Consider the following 16,418-nt stretch of genomic DNA (forward strand, 5'->3'; position numbering starts at 1 on the left):
AACCGCGTCTTAGAAAACGCCCCAACATATGAGGCCCTTTCTAAGACAGGTTCGGCTGGACCCGGATTTCTCCGGGCCCAGCCTGAATTTTCGGCACATCAGCGATGCACCTGTCGGTTGGCTTAGGCCAGCTCGACTTCGGCGCCAGCTGCTTCCAGCTTGGCTTTGACTTCTTCGGCTTCTGCCTTGTCAACGCCTTCTTTGATCTTGCCGCCAGCTTCAACCAGCTCTTTGGCTTCTTTCAGGCCCAGACCGGTGATGCCGCGAACTTCTTTGATCACGTTGATTTTCGAAGCGCCGGCGTTCTTCAGAACGACGTCGAATTCGGTTTTTTCTTCCTCAGCTGCGCCGCCGGCGTCGCCACCAGCTGCCATGACAACTGCGCCGCCTGCTGCGGGCTCGATGCCGTATTCGTCTTTGAGGATGGTTTTCAGTTCTTGTGCTTCCAGCAGGGTCAGACCCACGATGCTTTCTGCGAGTGCTTTCAGATCAGCCATTTTATCAGCTCTTTCCGTTTACAGTGTGTGTTCCAACGTCAGGGTGTTCACCCTACGCAGATCATTCAGTGCCAACCGCTTACGCAGCTTCCGCCTTCTCTTCGATGGTGGAAAGGATGCTTGCGATGTTGCTTGCAGGTGCGCCAATTGCACCGGCGATGTTCGAAGCAGGCGCGCCAAGCATACCCGCGATCGTAGCAATAAGCTCTTCACGCGACGGCATTTTCGACACGGCTGTAACACCAGCCCGGTCCAGAGCGTTCTCGCCCATTGCACCGCCAAGGATTTCGAACTTTTGGTTCTCTTTGGCGAAGTCCTCGGCCACCTTGGCTGCTGCCACGGGATCCTCGGAATAGGTCAGAACGGTCATACCCGTCAGCAGGTCACCAATGCTTTCACATGGCTTTCCGTCGAGGGCGATTTTGGCGAGCCTGTTCTTGGCAACACGCACGGCACCACCCGCGTCACGAGCACGTGCGCGAAGGTCCTGCATCTCGGCAACTGTCAGACCGGCGTAATGGGCAACCACTACGACGCCAGAGCTTTCGAAGATTTGGCCGAGTTCCTCGACCACTTTCTCTTTCTGGGCTCTATCCACAGTTCTCTCCAAGTTTGGGATGTTGGACATCCCGGCTCATATTTGCCGAGGCCGAAACCCCAGCGTTCAGGTCCGTTGTTACGGGATTGGCCAAAATGCGCCCGAGGAATGCGACCCTCAGAATTCTTTGGTCTTACCCGTCTCAGGCAGGGAATTAAGACCTTTCGCAAGGTCACCCACCGTCTTGGACGAAACGAAATAAAGCGCACGACGAATCGCACGCTTTACTCCGCAAGTCTCTTTAGGGCAGATAGGCGGGGTTTCCAAGAGGTAAATCACATCAAATCGCTGCAATCCCTTCCCAGCGAGGCACCCTGTCCAAACTGTATTGTGCGGCATTGACATGTCATTCACGCTAAGGTCCTGTCTCGCGCACCCAAACCCCGGATAACACGCTGCAAATGCCGAAACTCTCCCCGCAAGAACACCGATTTGCGACAGGTTGCGTCGAAGAATTCTCGGCACATGGCAGGAACCTAAGCTTATCCGGGTTTGAATGCGTCTACCGATCGCATGATTTTGCTGACACCCGGTACCTATTGCGCCTGAGAACCGGTTCAGGGGAGTACGCCCTAAAGATTGATACAACCTCTCCGGAAACGGGTCGGTTGCAGAAGGAATATGACCTTCTGACGACCCTGTCGGCTTATTTCGAAGACACGCAGACTTTGCAAGTTGTTCGCCCTGTCTACATCTCACCCTCGCAGACGTTCTTCGTGACAGAGTATATCGACCGTCCAACCGCAGCGGATCTTATTCACAAAAGTCCTGATGCGGATCAGGTCGCCCAGATTTATCGACGCGCCGGAGAATGGCTGCACCATTTGCACGCGTACCGCCCGCTACAGCAATACGGATTTCGACCGAAATGGATGCTCGACAACATTCAGGCCGCAGCGGCGCATGTCCCACAAGAGATTCAACGCGAAAGCGCGGCAATGCTGGATGTGCTGACAAACGAAGCATGGAGCCTCAGGGGCACTCTGGAAACGCAGGTGTTTTCACATGGTGATTTCCATGCACAGAACCTGATCGTCGGCCGAGGGCATATGATCGGTTTGGATTTCACCGAGGTCAGGGTGAAACTGGCCCCCTATGACATCGTGGACTTCCTGAAGTCCGATGTGTTTCGCGACGCTCCCCCTCAGGAAGTGGATCGCAGTGGCATTTTGAAAACAAACAAAGAGATGTTTTTCCGGCGTTACGCACACCCCATCCATATGGGCATTCTGGACACCTGCATCCGAGGACGGTTGATTTTGGACTGGTTGGCACTGTGGCACTTAAACCATCGCTGCAGCCCGTACGAGGAAGACAAACGGCACAGGCTGGGCAACCGACTGCGCATCGCATTTCAGGACCGTTTTGATTAACGCAACTTTCGCGCTGCTAACAAAATTGTGTGATCGGAGCTGAAGAAATGGCTAGCAAAATCAGACTCAAGCAAATTAAATTGCGCACTGGATATAGGTTTTGCCGGTTTCCAACCTAAAGCCTCCGCCTGGTTAACAAGTTTCTGTAAGGTTAAGTCGAGCACATGGTACTTCGCAGTTTTTTCGCTCAGGACAGCTCCAGCCTGATTGTGACCTCCAGTTCTTCTGGCGGCATCGTAGGCAACTCGATTATCAACAACTCGGATACGCCGGACGGGACCATCTTTTCCTTTTCTGGCGGCGGCGGGACGACCGTCACGCTGGATGACACCAGCGGCAGCCCGGATATTTTCAACGACGACCAGGCGGGCGGACATATCATTACGGATGGCGGTGGGATTGTCGCCGACGGTACGCCGGTCGAGTCAGAATCCATTATCGTCCTGCGCGCCCTGGACGGTGATGGCAACCCGGTCGGACCCGAAATCGAGGTCTACGTTTTTTCGCAAAACGGCGTCACCTCGGACGTTTGGGGATTTGCAACGTCTGCACCACTGGACCCCGGAACATCCTATATCAAGGTTTCAGGATCCAACGCAGGCAGTTCGGCTTATGACGACTACATCCCCTGTTTTGGCCCAGGCACTCTGATCGCAACATCCGAAGGGGATGTCGATATCGCGCAACTCAGCCGTGGTCAGAACATCTGGACCCGCGATGCCGGTTTTCAGCCAATCATGTGGATCGACACGACCACAGTCCCCGGGCGCGGCGCCTTTGCACCTGTTGTGATTGAACAGGGGGCCATCGGAAACACCAAAAAACTTATTCTGTCACAGCAACATCGGGTTCTGGTCGCTTCGCCCGCGATAAGCATGCTGTTCGGGTCTTCTGAGGTTTTCGTTGCGGCCAAGCATCTTTGCAGCCTGCCGGGTGTTGAAATCCGCGAGATGGACAGGATCACCTACACGCATTTCATGTTCGACCAGCATCACATCGTTCGGTCGAACGGAGCGTTGACAGAAAGCTATTTCTTTGGCGAAAGCGCGAAACATGCCTTGTCCTCGGCGCAGCGAGCCGAGATTTTGGCCCTGTTCCCCTCGCTTGACCACGCAAGGGACGCCTTCCGTCACACCGCAGCCGCGACGATCAACGCCCGTGAAGCAGCAGTTCTAAGCGCGTATATGTGACCTGACAGGATGCGGGATGCCGCCAATCCCGGCATTTGCGCAACGCACCCGAACGCTGCATTGTCTGCAAATACGAATGCGGACGATTAATGCGAAGAGAAAAACCTTGGCATGTGGTGGAACTTTCAGGACTCGACCCTCGACAAAACAGCCTTGAAACTTTGGCCAGGTTTCGCCGCCCAGGCGGGGTTGTCGCGCCATGGCTGGACGCTGACCAAACTGTCCCGCCGAGACGATCCGGAAAACTCTCGGATTGTTCTTCGCGCAAAACACAGGTCGGGTTTGTCTTACGCCTACAAGTTCCAGCTTAAACCCGAGTCGCAACAGGGGTTTGTCGCCCACCACATGCTCCAGGAACGAGCGTTTCATGCTCTGGGGGAAGACGCCACCCTGACCGCGCCCAAACCTATCCAGGTGTCACAGGACGCTCAAACAAGCCTCTTTGAATACATAAGGGGTCACACCTTCGCTGAACTCGTCCGCAAGGCTGAGGGTCGGCCTGTCCAACAATTGGACCTTTTAAAACAAGCCGGGGTCTGGCTGGATGCCTATCACCGCACACAGATCGAAGAGCGCCGCATCTTTCAGCCCAAATACACGGTCTGTTACTATCAGGAGCTGGAAAAACAGATCACCGCAGGCACTGCAGCCGTACCCGCACGGCAACTGTTTCTCGCCGGTATCCGACGGATCATTGAGCTGGCGCCACAGTTCGAGGGCCAGCAAACGATTTCGGCAATTCAGCACGGCGACTTTCACCTATCCAATCTGATACGAGACGACCAGCGGACACTCGGGCTTGACTTTTCCAGCGATCAAATGGCGCCGGTCGGACATGACATTTCAAAAGTCTTGCTGGATTTTACCACCCTGACCCGTTCTGCAAACGAGGTGGCGCCCGGCCGAGTCGTCCCCGACGATGTCACGTCAGCTTTTTTCGAAGGGTATAAACTGGTCGGTCCAAATGATCCCAGCCTGGCTTTTCTTCTTTATCCACGCGTCTTGTCGACTTTGGCCCGCGTGCCACAGAAAAAGGCGCTGCGCACTGCGGCTAAGCAAAGAACTCTGCGGCGGCTACGACCCTTTGCGAAAAGGGCTTTTCAGCCGGATCACTTTACCAATTGACACAAAAAATCCCGGGCAGTTCTCACCACCCGGGATCAATTCTTTGTAGTCGTGCGTCAGGGCTTATTCGCCCGCCGCAGCCGCCACATCCAGAGTCACGCCTGGGCCCATGGTCGAGCTCAGCGCGATTTTCTTCATGTAGGTGCCTTTTGCGCCCGACGGCTTGGCTTTGGCCACAGCCGAAACGAATGCGCGCACGTTTTCGGCCAGCTTAGCTTCGTCGAACGACGCTTTGCCAACGCCAGCGTGCACAACGCCGCCTTTTTCCGCCTTGAACTGAACTTCACCGCCCTTGGCGGCTTCCACGGCTGCTTTGACGTCCATGGTCACGGTGCCAACCTTGGGGTTCGGCATCAGGTTGCGGGGGCCCAGAACCTTACCCAGACGGCCAACGATGGGCATCATGTCCGGGGTGGCAATGCAGCGATCGAATTCGATGGTGCCGCCCTGAATGGTTTCCATCAGGTCCTCTGCGCCAACGATATCCGCGCCTGCTTCTTTCGCTTCGTCAGCCTTGGGGCCACGAGCGAATACCGCAACGCGCATCGCTTTACCGGTGCCGTTGGGCAGGCCAACAACGCCGCGAACCATCTGGTCAGCGTGACGGGTGTCAACGCCCAGGTTCATCGCGATTTCGATGGTCTCGTCGAATTTCGAGGTTGCGTTGGCTTTGACCAGGGCAACTGCGTCTTCGATCGACAGATTTTCCTTGCCGGCGACAGCTTCGCGCGCAGCGCGGGTGCGTTTACCAAGTTTTGCCATCTTACTTCACCTCGATGCCCATAGAGCGGGCCGAGCCCAGGATGATCTGCATTGCGCCTTCGACGTCGTTGGCGTTCAGATCTTTCATTTTGGCTTCGGCGATTTCACGAACCTGCTTCGAGGTCACGGTTGCCACGGTCTCACGACCTGGGTTTTCCGCGCCACGGGGGCGGTTACGCTTGCCAACCGGCTTCAGACCAGCTGCTTTTTTCAGGTAATAAGACGCGGGCGGCGTCTTGATGTCCATGGTGAAGGACTTGTCCTGATAATAAGTGATCACGGTGGGGCATGGGGCGCCGGGCTCCATGTCTGCAGTCTTGGCATTGAACGCCTTGCAGAATTCCATGATGTTGATGCCGCGCTGACCCAGCGCCGGACCAACTGGCGGCGACGGGTTCGCCTGACCTGCAGGAACCTGCAGTTTCATTGTACCAGCAAGCTTCTTGGCCATTTGGTTTTCCTTTCAACGTAGGTGAAACGCGTTCCACCCGGTTTATGTTGCGTGGTCCGATCCGGGATCGCGATCCCAGCAACCTCCCACGAGAGAATCTCGCCCGAAGACGATAGAGGCGGCATTTACAGGGGAACGATGGGGTTGGCAAGTAGATGTCACCTTATTCCCAATTGACCCTTTTTGTCTTGGTCCGACCTCAGTGTCAGTTAGAAAAGCCAAACAGAATAATTTACTTGAATACATAAGTTGCGCCAGAGAACAAGACGGGTATCTTGGAACTGCTTGATTGCAAAAGAGGTGATCGGGGATGGCATCATCTCGGCTGAACAAGGGGCTACTGATCTGCGTTTTCCTAGCGATGCTGCCGGGATGTGGCAGCAAGGCTCAGGATCAGGACGCCGCGTCCGAGACTACCGGCCAATCCAACGGGTCCAACAGTCCCGCGTCAACCGTCACGACGGGGATTGATCCTGCCAACTATGCCGGTCGGTTTCAGATAAAACTGACCAAGGAAGTTCCCCTGCGCGACATTCCCGTTCCTTTCACGGTTTACAGTGGCCTTGAAGAAGCCAGCCCCACAAGGTTGCAAATAAGGGCGTTCATGGACTTGCGCGGATTACAGGAAAAGGCGCCGCAGATTCTGACTGGCCCTCTGGAAGAAAGCTGCAAACGTCAGATCTATCTTGAGGTCCGCGATGTCACTGCCATAGGCGATACTGTAAAGGTCGAGGGTTCGGCCCGCGCTCAATTTACCAGGTGCAACCGGCGTGAAGAAGCTGGCATTCGTTATTTTGGCGCTACAGTCGATGCCGTTGCTGTCGCCAAGGCGGAAGTTAAAGGCCAGTGCCTGACATTCAGTATCGAAAATGTTGACCTCAACCCGCGTGGCTTTATCGGCGCCGTCAGCAATCTTTTTGGTTTGACCAACCGCATCAACGAAGCCGTGCTAGAAAAGGGTGGAGAGTTTTTGGCCGCAAACCCGGTCTGCCCGCCACTGCCCGAAGAATTCGCAGTTCTCGACCCAATCTACGAATCCGGCGGCACACGCGAAATTGCTCCGGGCGGGATGGGAGCCGCAGTTGTCGGATCGGCTGATGTCAGCGCCGAGACAATCGTCAAAGTCCTTGCGGGCCTAAAAGCGCTTGGTGTTTTGGAGTTTGCTGAATGAGACATTGGTTCATGATCTTGGTCTTGGCGGCAGCAGTTCCCGGCGTTCGCGCTCCTAGCGCTCAGCAGGTGAACTTTCTGATCGACGCTACCTTACCGGTGCGCGAAACAAAGCTCCCCTACACGCTGGACATGAAAATCACTGCCGCTGCCCCTACACGGATCGGGGTAAACGCCCTTCTCGATCTCCGAGAGATACAAAAAACAGTGCCAGAGCAGTTGGCTGACAACGCGATCATCGACAATTGCGGCCTGCAGGCCCGGCTGGATGACTTAAGCCTCAAAGCCCAAGACGACGCGATTGACTTGAATGGAGATGTAACCATCACAATCTTCGAATGCAGTCGAACCAGCGAGCGCGACTTTCAGCGGGGCGAACAAAAAAGAGCCATCCTGGCGAATATGTCCACCGCGGCGACCGTCGAGCTGCGCGACAATTGTGCTTATTTCAAACTCATTGATCTTACACTTACGGCCCCTGAAGAACAGCGCGAGCAACTTCTGAAGGACGACACTCTGGACTCTGTTAAGGAATTGATGCTGGCCGCTGTGGACCTTGTTTTGAACGAAACCCCATTGTGTCCGGAATTACCAGCAGAACTCGCTTCACTCGATCCGGTTTACGACAATGGCGGCCCGAAAGAAATCGGAGAAGGCGGGCTGGGTGTCTTTCTTGACGGATCGGTGGATTTCAGCCCGTCGACAATCCTCGACATTCTGACAGCCCTTCAACAAAATGAACTGATCCCCGGACCGCCATAGCTACACAGTTCTTTCCCTGCCACCGAAGTAGCCTGCCCCTTGCCTCCGGCTGCTAGAACTGGTTTGAAACAAAAAAACGCCGCGTTGCTCAAGGCATCGCGGCACTTCGAATCTCGCAGCAGGTTAAGTCAGCTCTGCTTGGTCACCTGCGTAAAGTCCAGCTCGACCGGGGTTTCGCGACCGAAGATCGAAACCGAAACCTTCAGCTTCTGATTCTCGTCGTCCACGCCTTCGACCATGCCGTCGAAATCCTCGAACGGGCCGTCGTTGACCTTGACCTTCTCGCCGACCTCGAAGGAGATCATCAGCTTGGGCGCTTCTTCGCCTTCCTGAACGCGGTTGAGGATCTGGTTCACCTCGGCATCACGCATCGGCATCGGACGGCCTTGCGGGCCCAGGAAGCCGGTGACGCGGTTGATCGAGTTCACAAGGTGGTAGCCCTGATCCGACATCTCCATATGCACCAGCACATAGCCGGGCATGAAACGGCGTTCGGTGGTGACCTTTTTGCCCCGGCGCACTTCGATCACCTCTTCGGTGGGCACCAGCACTTCGTCGATATCGTCCTCAAGGCCGTGCTCTGCCACCGACGTGCGGATCTGTTCTGCGATCTTCTTTTCGAAATTCGAAAGAACGCTGACCGAGTACCACCGTTTCGCCATGAACCTGTCGTCCTTGTTTTTCTAAGGCAGCGGCAACGCGTGCCCGTGATTGAAATTCCATTACGTTACCCGGAATAAAAAGCGGCGCGCGGTCCGAATCGCCGCACGCCCATTCCGAATAGTTCCGCGTGACCTACAAGGACATCGCGTGCTGTGCAAGGGGGAAGCGGTGTTTCCACCCTGCCCGCGCGGGTTTAGCCGAACATGCCCAGGATCAGTTGCAGACCGCCACGAATGCCCAGATCGACCAGCGCAAAGAACACAGCGGTAAGGGCCGCCATGATGAACACCATGACCGTGGTCAGCAGAACCTCGCGACGCGTCGGCCAGACGACCTTTGCAACTTCGGCGCGGACTTGCTGAATGAACTGGATCGGATTCATGGTAGCCATTTGGCGGTGTTCTCTCTGCTAGCGGATGGGCCGGACATAACCGGGCATTGCGGCAATTTCAAGGGCTGTCAGGGCTTGGGCTTGTCGTCCCATTCATCGCTAAGGATGCGCCGCGCGTCGCCCTCGGGATCGTCATACTGGTTCGAGCGGACAGTATAGACAAACGCCACCAGCCCAACCCCTCCCAGAAACAGGGAAATCGGTATCAGATAGGCCAGAACTTCCATCGCTTTACCTTACCCGCAATGCGTTCAAAGACACGGTGATAGACGATGTCGACATCGCCAGTGCCGCAATCAGCGGCGTAGCCAGACCAACCACAGCCAACGGCACTGCGATGATATTATAGACGGTGGCGATGCGAAAGTTTTCGCGAATCCGTTTGGTTGCTTTGACTGCGGTGTCGCAGGCGTCGGCGATGGGTGACAGATCATTCCCCAGAAGCACAATGTCCGAGGCCACCCGCGCCGCATCCAGCGCCGAGGCCGGTGAGATCGACACATGCGCCGCCGCCAGCGCCGCCGTGTCGTTCAGCCCGTCGCCCACCATCAGCACGTGATGGCCCTGATCGCGCAGAGCCTCAACATGCGTGGCCTTGTCCTGCGGCAGGGCCTGCGCAATCCAGTTCTGAATCCCCAGCTTGCCCGCCAGCGCCTGAACCGCGCCTTGCGTATCGCCCGAGATCAGGATGACCTCTTTACCCGCATCACGCAGCGCCTGCACCGCCTCCACCGCGCCGGGGCGCAGAGCGTCCGAGAACAGGAATGCCGACGGCGCTTGCCCGGCGATGGCCAGCCATGCGGCGGTTTGATCGCCTTCTTCTGCGCCGGTCCATGCCGCCCGGCCCAAACGCACGCGTTGGCCACGATAGGTACCCTCAGTACCGTAGCCCGGAACCTCTGTGACCTCTTTCAGCGTGGCAGGCTTGATCCCTGCCTCGCGAGCGGCCTTGGTCAAAGCAACCGACAACGGGTGCGAGGACGCTTCGGCCAGTGCCAGCGCGACCTCAAGGTCGGATCTCGAATGATCGCCCAGATTGGTCAGTTCCGGAGTGCCAGAGGTCAGCGTGCCGGTCTTGTCGAAAACAACCGTATCAACCTCGGCCAGACGTTCCAGCGCGGTGGAGTGTTTGATCAGCATCCCTTTGCGGAACAACCGCCCCGAGGCCGCCGTGGTCACCGCAGGAACCGCCAGCCCCAGCGCACATGGGCAGGTGATGATCAGCACGGCGGCGGCGATGTTCAGCGCGGTGCGGATATCGCCGGAATAGATATACCACCCTACAAAGCTGAGCGCCGACAGGATATGAACCCCCGGCGCATAAAGCTTGGCGGCCTTGTCGGCCAGCGAAGTATAGCGCGAGCGCCCCGATTCAGCGATGGCCACCAGATCGGCCATACGGTGCAGAGAAGTGTCCTCACCCACCGCCGTCGCGCGGATGGTCAGAGGGCCGGTCAGGTTGACCTCACCGGCGCTGACAGTCGTACCTGCCTCGGCAAAGACCGGCAGGGTTTCTCCGGTCAGCAGCGACCGGTCGAGCTCCGATTGACCCGAGACAATCTCGCCATCCACGGGCATCCGCCCGCCGGGGCGGATCAAGATCAGGTCGCCTACGCTCAGCGTGGCAACGGCGACCTCTTCCTCGATGCCATCCACGACCCGAATGGCGCGGGGGACTTCCAGCGCGGTCAGCTCCTCGGCCGCAGATCGAGCAGCAGCGCGAGTGCGATAATCCAGATAGCGACCGGCCAGCAAAAAGAAGGTCAGCGTCAGGGCGGCGTCGAAATAGGCATGTTCACCGCTCAGCGCAGTTTCCCACAGCGATGTGACCAGCGCCAACAGGATCGCCAGTACGATTGGCACATCCATATTCAGACGACGCACGCGCAAGGCCGACCACGCATTCGCAAAGAAGGGCTGCGCAGAGAAAGCAATCGCAGGCAGCGCAATCGCCGCCGAAATCCAGTGGAACATGTCCCGCGTTGCATCCGCTGCCCCGGACCAGACCGAGACCGACAGCAGCATCACGTTCATCGAGGCAAACCCGGCCACCGCCAGCCGCATAAGCAGATTACGCCCCGCCTTGTCAGCCTGCGTGGCGGACAGGGCGCCGGGGTCCAGCTCATGCGCCTCAAAACCCGCGTTTTCCAGCACCGGGATCAGATCGGCAGCACGCAGATCGGGCGCGGCTTTGATCATGGCGCGTTTCAGGGTCAGGTTGACGCGCGCATCCTCGACGCCGGGCGTGGCGTTCAGCGCGCGCTCGACCGTCGAGATACAAGCCGAGCAATGGATACCTGGCAACGACAGCGCAATCTGTACGTCCTGAGGGATCGGCCGTGCGGGTTCTGCTGGGGCTGCGACACAACCCGGACAAGCCGCCGTACCGGAACTCATCTGCGCCACAGTCCCCTACCCCTTCACATAGAGCGGTACGCGCTGCGCGAATTCCGCTCCGCTATGGTCTTTGGCAACCAGACGGATGTTCCAGTTGCCCTTGCCCAGCGACGCGGGCGTTGCATAGGCGATGCCGTCAAAGGTGAAATCGGGAGCGAAATCCTCTTTGACATGCGTGGCCCGACCCACGACGGCCTGCAGCTCGGCCACCTGAACCGGCGCACCGGTCTTGTCGATGATATGCAGGATCAGCAATCCGCCGGAAACCTCTGCCCGGATCTCCCAACCCAGAGCCTGCTGTTCCTGCAGGCGTTCGTTGAACTCCTGACTGGCCACGTAGGAGTTTTTAACCTCAAGCCCCGGAAAGGTCTTCACAGCACTGTAGGCCAGCACCAGATTGACGGCGATGATCACGCTGAAGGCCCCAACAAACACGGCCAGCGCGTGTTTTCCGGTGAATTGACGTTCTGCCATCTTACTGCCCTCGTCCGTTGAAGGTCGTGTCTTTATAAGCGCGCTCGCCGCTTTGCAGGTCTTCGACCCATATGCGCACAGGCGTCACATCCTCTGCCGCTGGACCAGTCTCTTTACGCGCAACGATATAGACGCGCTCAAGCTGGGCAGTATCGGCTGTGACATTCACTGTATCAAGATTCGTACCCTCAATCACGATCCGCATGGCCGGATCGCCGGTCAGCGACAATTTGAACAAGCGATCCTCGCCATGCTTATTGCGCAGCCGCACGTCGTAGGTGTTGCGGATCGTCCCGTCGGACAGGGTCACAAAGGTCGGGTTCCGCACAGGCGCGACGGTCAGGTCGATTTCCGAGCGGATGAACAACGCGAACAGCAGCGCAAAGCCCACCGCCGACCACATGGCCGTATACATGATGGTTCGCGGGCGCAGAATGTGCTTCCAGATGTTCTTGGGCGGCTGACCAGCGCGTTCGCGGGTCTCGTCGCTCAGCGCCATATAATCGATCAGACCGCGCGGTTTGCCGATCTTGGCCATCATGTCGTCACAGGCGTCAATGCAAAGCGCGCAGGTGATGCATTCCAACTGCTGGCCATCACGGATGTCGATCCCCACCGGGCAGACATTGACGCAGGCCATACAGTCGATGCAATCGCCAAGCTCGGAATCCGCCGTGCGCTTGCCTTTGCCGCGCGGCTCGCCCCGCCATTCGCGGTAGCCCACGACCAGAGTATCCTCGTCCATCATTGCGGCCTGAATGCGCGGCCACGGGCAGGCATAGATACAAATCTGTTCGCGCGCGAAGCCGCCAAACAAAAAGGTGGTGCCGGTCAGAATCAACACGGTCGTATAGGCCACGGGATGCGCATTCCCAGTCACCAGATCGCGCAGCAATGTGGGCGCATCGGCAAAGTAAAACACCCATGCCCCGCCGGTCGCGAGACCAATCAGGAGCCAAACCGCCCACTTCGTGACTCGCAGACGCGCCTTGCGCAAATCCATCTTTTCCTGCCGGTGCAGACGCAGACGCGCGTTGCGGTCGCCTTCGATCCAGCGTTCGACCAGAATGTAGAGGTCGGTCCACACCGTCTGTGGACAGGCATAACCGCACCACACGCGCCCTAAAGCCGAGGTGAAAAGGAAAAGGCCCAAACCGGCCATGATCAACAGACCGGCCACGAAATAGAACTCGTGCGGCCAGATCTCAATCCAGAAGAAATAGAACCGGCGGTTTGCCAGATCCAGCAGCACCGCCTGATCCGGCAGGCTGGGGCCACGGTCCCATCTGATCCACGGAGTGACGTAGTAGATCCCCAGAGTAACCGCGAGGATGATCCATTTCAGATTTCTGAACGGGCCGGATACACGACGGGGGAAAATAGGCTCCCTTGCAGCATATAGGCTGGGGGCGGGGTCGGAATCGCTCACGAGCTGGCTCCAGATTTGGCTTTATTTTTTGTGTCTTGTCCCAGATCACACAGATAAGCTCTTTGACATGGGTCAAAAGCGCATCGTGCAGACACCTTTTGTCACATGCGACCGGATTGCCGCCGCAGCCAGGACACGAAGGTTCTGACGGCCGGACGCATAGAGTTTTCAGTGGTTACAATATGATATCCGCTGTTGCCCGGCTGGCAGAACAGTTCGACCAGCCGTCCGTCGGCGATATCGGATTCGACAAAATGCCGCGCCGTCACCGTGACGCCCTGACCCGCGCGGAGCCCGTCAAGCAGCAGGTTTCCGGGCAATGCAATTCGCCCGGCACGGGGGCCGTGCTCTACTCCTTGTCCAGCAAGCCATGTCGTTGCTTCAGTGGTCCCGAACTCTTCCAGCCAAGGCAGCTGACTTAACTCGGCAGCAGTCCAGTCCGTCTTGTCCCCCAGCAATGAGGGTGCGGCCACTATGGTAATCGGGCTTGGCAGTAAAAGCTCGGATGTCACTCCGGGCCAACCTCCCGCTCCATAACGAAGAGCCACATCCACCCCGCCGGGCCCGAGAGTCACAAGCTTTGGGGTAGGGTCCAACGCTAAATCAATATCCGGATGTTCCGCCTGAAAAGCCGGCAGCCTTGGCATCAGCCACGATGCAGCGAAAGACGGGGTTAGAGAAACATGAACCGGTCGATCAAGGCCCGATTGCACCAGATCGGTCACTGCCGCGCCAATTGCACGAAACCCAAGGTGTAAAGCTTGGGCCAGGTGCTCACCCTCGGGAGTTAGAACCATTGACTTGCCCGACCGGTCCAGAAGGCTGGTACCTAAGTGCTTTTCCAACGCCCGCAGCTGCTGGCTGATTGCAGCGTGGCTGACATTCAACATCGAACCCGCCTGCACGACATTGCCCGTTTCCGCAAAGGCAGAAAAAGCCCTGAGCGCCGCAAGGGGCGGCATCTTCATCCAATCCATCTGTAAGCCTTACTTACACACTGACAAGGTAATTGATTCGCATTTTAGGGCCCACAGGGCAATCCTCAAATAAGCTACAAACAGCAAAGGAGTGCAAAAATGCTTTCGATCCTAGCGCGCAGTTTCATGACCGCGACCCAAAGCGTGGACCGCAATCAGCAAGAAAAGCAACACCGTCAGAATTGGCTGCCGGACGCGCATTGGTGGAAACAAAAAAGCGATGCGCGCGAAAAGGTGAGTCTGGACCACACCTTTTTTCGTCTGTAGTCTAAAAAGTCAGCACCGGCTGTTCTGGAAACGCGCGAACAGATGGAACAGCCGGTGCTTCAACCTTCGGACGGCGAACCGTCCGGAGGTATTCTTTTCGCCTTACTGACCGCCACCCAGCTGGTGGACATAAGCGGTCACGGCGCGGATCTGCGCCTGAGTCAGGCGGTTTTCCCACGGAGGCATAACGCCGAAGCGGCTGTAGGTGACCGTCTCGGTCAAAGCCTCTTCACTGCCACCGTACAACCAGATCGCGTCGGTCAGGTTCGGCGCGCCCTGGAAGACATCGCCTTTGCCGTCTTCGCCGTGGCAGGCTGCGCAATTGTCTTCGAAGACAACCTTACCGGCTTCAGCCGCTGCGTCATCCGACTGGGCGTTGGTCAGGGACATCACGTACTGAACGACCTGAGTGATCTCATCCTTTTCAAGAAGCTCGCCAAAGGCCGGCATCTCGGAATAGCGCGCATCGTCGCTTTCTTCATTCCGGATACCATAGGCAACGGTATATTCGATATCCTCAAGCGAACCGCCCCAAAGCCAGGCGTCATCCAGAAGGTTCGGGAAGCCGGTGGCCCCCTGCGCGCCCGAGCCGTGGCACTGCGCACACCAGGTGCGGAATACGGCACCACCCGAGTTCACAGCGTATTGCTGCAATTCGGCGTCCGCCGAGATTTCCTCAAGCGGCGTTTCCACCAGCCGCGCATTCCAAGGCGCGTTGGCTTCTTCGAAGGACACGATATCCTGCTGCACTTCCCCGCGCGAGGACCAGCCAACAACACCAGCGGTTGCCGATTGAACCAGCGGCCATGCCGGATACATGATGGTGTAGATCACGCCCCAGAAGATACAGGCGTAAAAAGTCCACAGCCACCAGCGAGGCATCGGATTGTCGAATTCTTCGATACCGTCCCAGCTGTGACCCGTGGTATTCGGATCTCCCGGCTGTTTATCAGGTGTCTTGCTCATGGCCGCGCCTCCTTGGATTCGGCGGGTTTGTCTTGATGCCGGAAGGGGATGTTGGCGGTGTCGTTGTATTCCTTGCTGGAACCGGGGCGGAAAACCCACACCACGATGCCAATGAAGAAAGTGAACAACAGCAGCAGCATCCAGCTATCCGCGAACTGTCTGAGGAGTGTGTATTCTTCCATAACGCCCTCCTTAGCGGCTTGCGTCCGGGGTGAAGGTCGAGAAATCGACCAGCGTGCCCAGCATCTGAAGATAAGCCACCAACGCATCCGCTTCGGTCAGTTCTGGCTGACCGTCGAAGTTGCGCACGCTGACCTTGTCGCCATAGCGCTCAAGCAGCCCGTCATAGTCGCTGTCGGGATCGGCCTGCGCGCGGAAGTCAGCCTCGGCATTGGCCAGCATGTCTTCGGTGTAAGGCGTGCCGACAACCGCGTTCGCCTGCATGATGTCACCGATATACTTGCCGTCCAGCTTGCGGTTTTCGAGGAAGCCGTATTTCGGCATCACCGATTCTGGCACAACCGACTGCGGATCACGCAGGTGGTCCACATGCCACTGGTCCGAATAGCGGCCTCCCACACGGGCCAGATCAGGACCGGTCCGCTTGGAACCCCACTGGAACGGGTGATCATACATCGATTCAGCCGCCAATGAGTAGTGGCCATAGCGTTCGACCTCGTCCCGCATGGGGCGGATCATCTGGCTGTGGCAGACATAGCAGCCTTCGCGAATGTAGATTTCACGCCCTGCCATTTCGAGAGGGGTGTAAGGGCGCATGCCCTCCACCTTCTCGATGGTGTTCTCAAGATAGAACAGCGGGGTGATCTGCACGATGCCACCGATGGTCACGACCAAAAAGCTGAATACCAGCAGGAGGGTCGCGTTGGTCTCGAGGATCTTATGTTTGTCGAGAATTGCCATTGCTC

The 16,418-nt window shown here is 57.5% G+C and carries 20 protein-coding genes; 6 read left to right on the forward strand and 14 right to left on the reverse strand.

Annotation, left to right across the window (positions count from 1 at the left end; all coding sequences use genetic code 11):
- Positions 1 to 122: 122 nt before the first annotated feature.
- Both rplL and rplJ read right to left on the reverse strand, forming a co-directional pair.
- Positions 123 to 497, reverse strand: coding sequence for a 50S ribosomal protein L7/L12 (gene rplL / locus GOW48_RS13115; protein WP_008755409.1), 375 nt, complete (start codon positions 495 to 497; stop codon positions 123 to 125).
- Positions 498 to 576: 79 nt separating this feature from the next.
- Entirely contained in the window at positions 577 to 1,095 is a 519-nt protein-coding gene (gene rplJ / locus GOW48_RS13120) for a 50S ribosomal protein L10 (protein ID WP_170355300.1), read from the reverse strand.
- A gap of 401 nt (positions 1,096 to 1,496) precedes the next feature.
- Here rplJ and GOW48_RS13125 point away from each other — a divergent pair, with 401 nt between their 5' ends.
- The 3 genes from GOW48_RS13125 to GOW48_RS13135 all read left to right on the forward strand — a co-directional run bounded on the left by GOW48_RS13125 (position 1,497) and on the right by GOW48_RS13135 (position 4,783).
- Positions 1,497 to 2,468 carry a phosphotransferase family protein gene (locus tag GOW48_RS13125; protein WP_170754434.1) on the forward strand — a complete coding sequence of 324 codons (972 nt, stop codon included), beginning with the start codon at positions 1,497 to 1,499 and terminating at the stop codon, positions 2,466 to 2,468.
- Between the two features lie 164 nt (positions 2,469 to 2,632).
- Positions 2,633 to 3,658 carry a Hint domain-containing protein gene (locus GOW48_RS13130; protein WP_170754436.1) on the forward strand — a complete coding sequence of 342 codons (1,026 nt, stop codon included), beginning with the start codon at positions 2,633 to 2,635 and terminating at the stop codon, positions 3,656 to 3,658.
- A gap of 111 nt (positions 3,659 to 3,769) precedes the next feature.
- Positions 3,770 to 4,783, forward strand: a complete 1,014-nt coding sequence (locus GOW48_RS13135) for a phosphotransferase (protein ID WP_170756517.1) — start codon at positions 3,770 to 3,772, stop codon at positions 4,781 to 4,783.
- A gap of 63 nt (positions 4,784 to 4,846) precedes the next feature.
- On the opposite strand, the gene rplA is transcribed toward GOW48_RS13135, so the two are convergent.
- Entirely contained in the window at positions 4,847 to 5,545 is a 699-nt protein-coding gene (rplA, locus tag GOW48_RS13140) for a 50S ribosomal protein L1 (RefSeq protein ID WP_170355304.1), read from the reverse strand.
- A gap of 1 nt (position 5,546) precedes the next feature.
- On the reverse strand, positions 5,547 to 5,996 hold the full coding sequence (rplK, locus tag GOW48_RS13145; RefSeq protein ID WP_010440985.1) for a 50S ribosomal protein L11: 450 nt from the start codon (positions 5,994 to 5,996) through the stop codon (positions 5,547 to 5,549).
- A 310-nt stretch (positions 5,997 to 6,306) separates the two neighbouring features.
- Here rplK and GOW48_RS13150 point away from each other — a divergent pair, with 310 nt between their 5' ends.
- Together GOW48_RS13150 and GOW48_RS13155 are read left to right on the forward strand one after the other, a co-directional pair.
- Positions 6,307 to 7,167 carry a hypothetical protein gene (locus GOW48_RS13150; protein ID WP_170355305.1) on the forward strand — a complete coding sequence of 287 codons (861 nt, stop codon included), beginning with the start codon at positions 6,307 to 6,309 and terminating at the stop codon, positions 7,165 to 7,167.
- On the forward strand, positions 7,164 to 7,928 hold the full coding sequence (locus GOW48_RS13155; protein ID WP_170754439.1) for a hypothetical protein: 765 nt from the start codon (positions 7,164 to 7,166) through the stop codon (positions 7,926 to 7,928). The genes GOW48_RS13150 and GOW48_RS13155 overlap by 4 nt, the downstream gene beginning before the upstream one ends.
- A 128-nt stretch (positions 7,929 to 8,056) precedes the next feature.
- Here the strand turns inward: GOW48_RS13155 and nusG are convergent, their stop codons facing one another.
- From nusG to GOW48_RS13190, 7 genes are all read right to left on the reverse strand, one after another.
- Entirely contained in the window at positions 8,057 to 8,590 is a 534-nt protein-coding gene (gene nusG, locus GOW48_RS13160) for a transcription termination/antitermination protein NusG (RefSeq protein ID WP_170355307.1), read from the reverse strand.
- Between the two features lie 194 nt (positions 8,591 to 8,784).
- A complete protein-coding gene (secE, locus tag GOW48_RS13165) occupies positions 8,785 to 8,982 on the reverse strand; it encodes a preprotein translocase subunit SecE (protein WP_170355308.1) in 198 nt (65 codons plus the stop codon).
- Between the two features lie 68 nt (positions 8,983 to 9,050).
- Positions 9,051 to 9,209, reverse strand: coding sequence for a cbb3-type cytochrome oxidase assembly protein CcoS (ccoS, locus tag GOW48_RS13170; RefSeq protein ID WP_170355309.1), 159 nt, complete (start codon positions 9,207 to 9,209; stop codon positions 9,051 to 9,053).
- 4 nt (positions 9,210 to 9,213) lie between these two features.
- Positions 9,214 to 11,379, reverse strand: coding sequence for a heavy metal translocating P-type ATPase (locus GOW48_RS13175; protein ID WP_170754442.1), 2,166 nt, complete (start codon positions 11,377 to 11,379; stop codon positions 9,214 to 9,216).
- 15 nt (positions 11,380 to 11,394) lie between these two features.
- Positions 11,395 to 11,853 carry a FixH family protein gene (locus GOW48_RS13180; protein ID WP_170754444.1) on the reverse strand — a complete coding sequence of 153 codons (459 nt, stop codon included), beginning with the start codon at positions 11,851 to 11,853 and terminating at the stop codon, positions 11,395 to 11,397.
- 1 nt (position 11,854) lies between these two features.
- The gene (ccoG, locus tag GOW48_RS13185; RefSeq protein ID WP_170355312.1) at positions 11,855 to 13,282 is read right to left on the reverse strand and encodes a cytochrome c oxidase accessory protein CcoG; all 1,428 of its coding nucleotides are present in this window, start codon (positions 13,280 to 13,282) and stop codon (positions 11,855 to 11,857) included.
- A gap of 101 nt (positions 13,283 to 13,383) precedes the next feature.
- Positions 13,384 to 14,259, reverse strand: a complete 876-nt coding sequence (locus GOW48_RS13190; protein ID WP_170754445.1) for a LysR family transcriptional regulator — start codon at positions 14,257 to 14,259, stop codon at positions 13,384 to 13,386.
- Between the two features lie 99 nt (positions 14,260 to 14,358).
- On the opposite strand from GOW48_RS13190, the gene GOW48_RS13195 reads away from it, so the two are divergent.
- Positions 14,359 to 14,526 (forward strand): hypothetical protein, encoded by a 168-nt coding sequence (locus GOW48_RS13195; protein WP_170754447.1) that lies wholly within the window; start codon positions 14,359 to 14,361, stop codon positions 14,524 to 14,526.
- A gap of 102 nt (positions 14,527 to 14,628) precedes the next feature.
- On the opposite strand, the gene ccoP is transcribed toward GOW48_RS13195, so the two are convergent.
- From ccoP to ccoO, 3 genes are read right to left on the reverse strand one after another with little or no spacing between them, the layout of a single operon-like run.
- On the reverse strand, positions 14,629 to 15,492 hold the full coding sequence (ccoP, locus tag GOW48_RS13200; protein WP_170754450.1) for a cytochrome-c oxidase, cbb3-type subunit III: 864 nt from the start codon (positions 15,490 to 15,492) through the stop codon (positions 14,629 to 14,631).
- The gene (locus GOW48_RS13205) at positions 15,489 to 15,674 is read right to left on the reverse strand and encodes a cbb3-type cytochrome c oxidase subunit 3 (RefSeq protein WP_170355315.1); all 186 of its coding nucleotides are present in this window, start codon (positions 15,672 to 15,674) and stop codon (positions 15,489 to 15,491) included. The genes ccoP and GOW48_RS13205 overlap by 4 nt, the downstream gene beginning before the upstream one ends.
- Before the next feature lie 10 nt (positions 15,675 to 15,684).
- Positions 15,685 to 16,413, reverse strand: coding sequence for a cytochrome-c oxidase, cbb3-type subunit II (gene ccoO, locus GOW48_RS13210; RefSeq protein ID WP_170355316.1), 729 nt, complete (start codon positions 16,411 to 16,413; stop codon positions 15,685 to 15,687).
- Between the last annotated feature and the right edge of the window lie 5 nt (positions 16,414 to 16,418).

The sequence above is a fragment of the Ruegeria lacuscaerulensis genome, assembly GCF_013033355.1.
GTDB classification, from domain to species: Bacteria; Pseudomonadota; Alphaproteobacteria; order Rhodobacterales; family Rhodobacteraceae; genus Ruegeria; species Ruegeria lacuscaerulensis_A.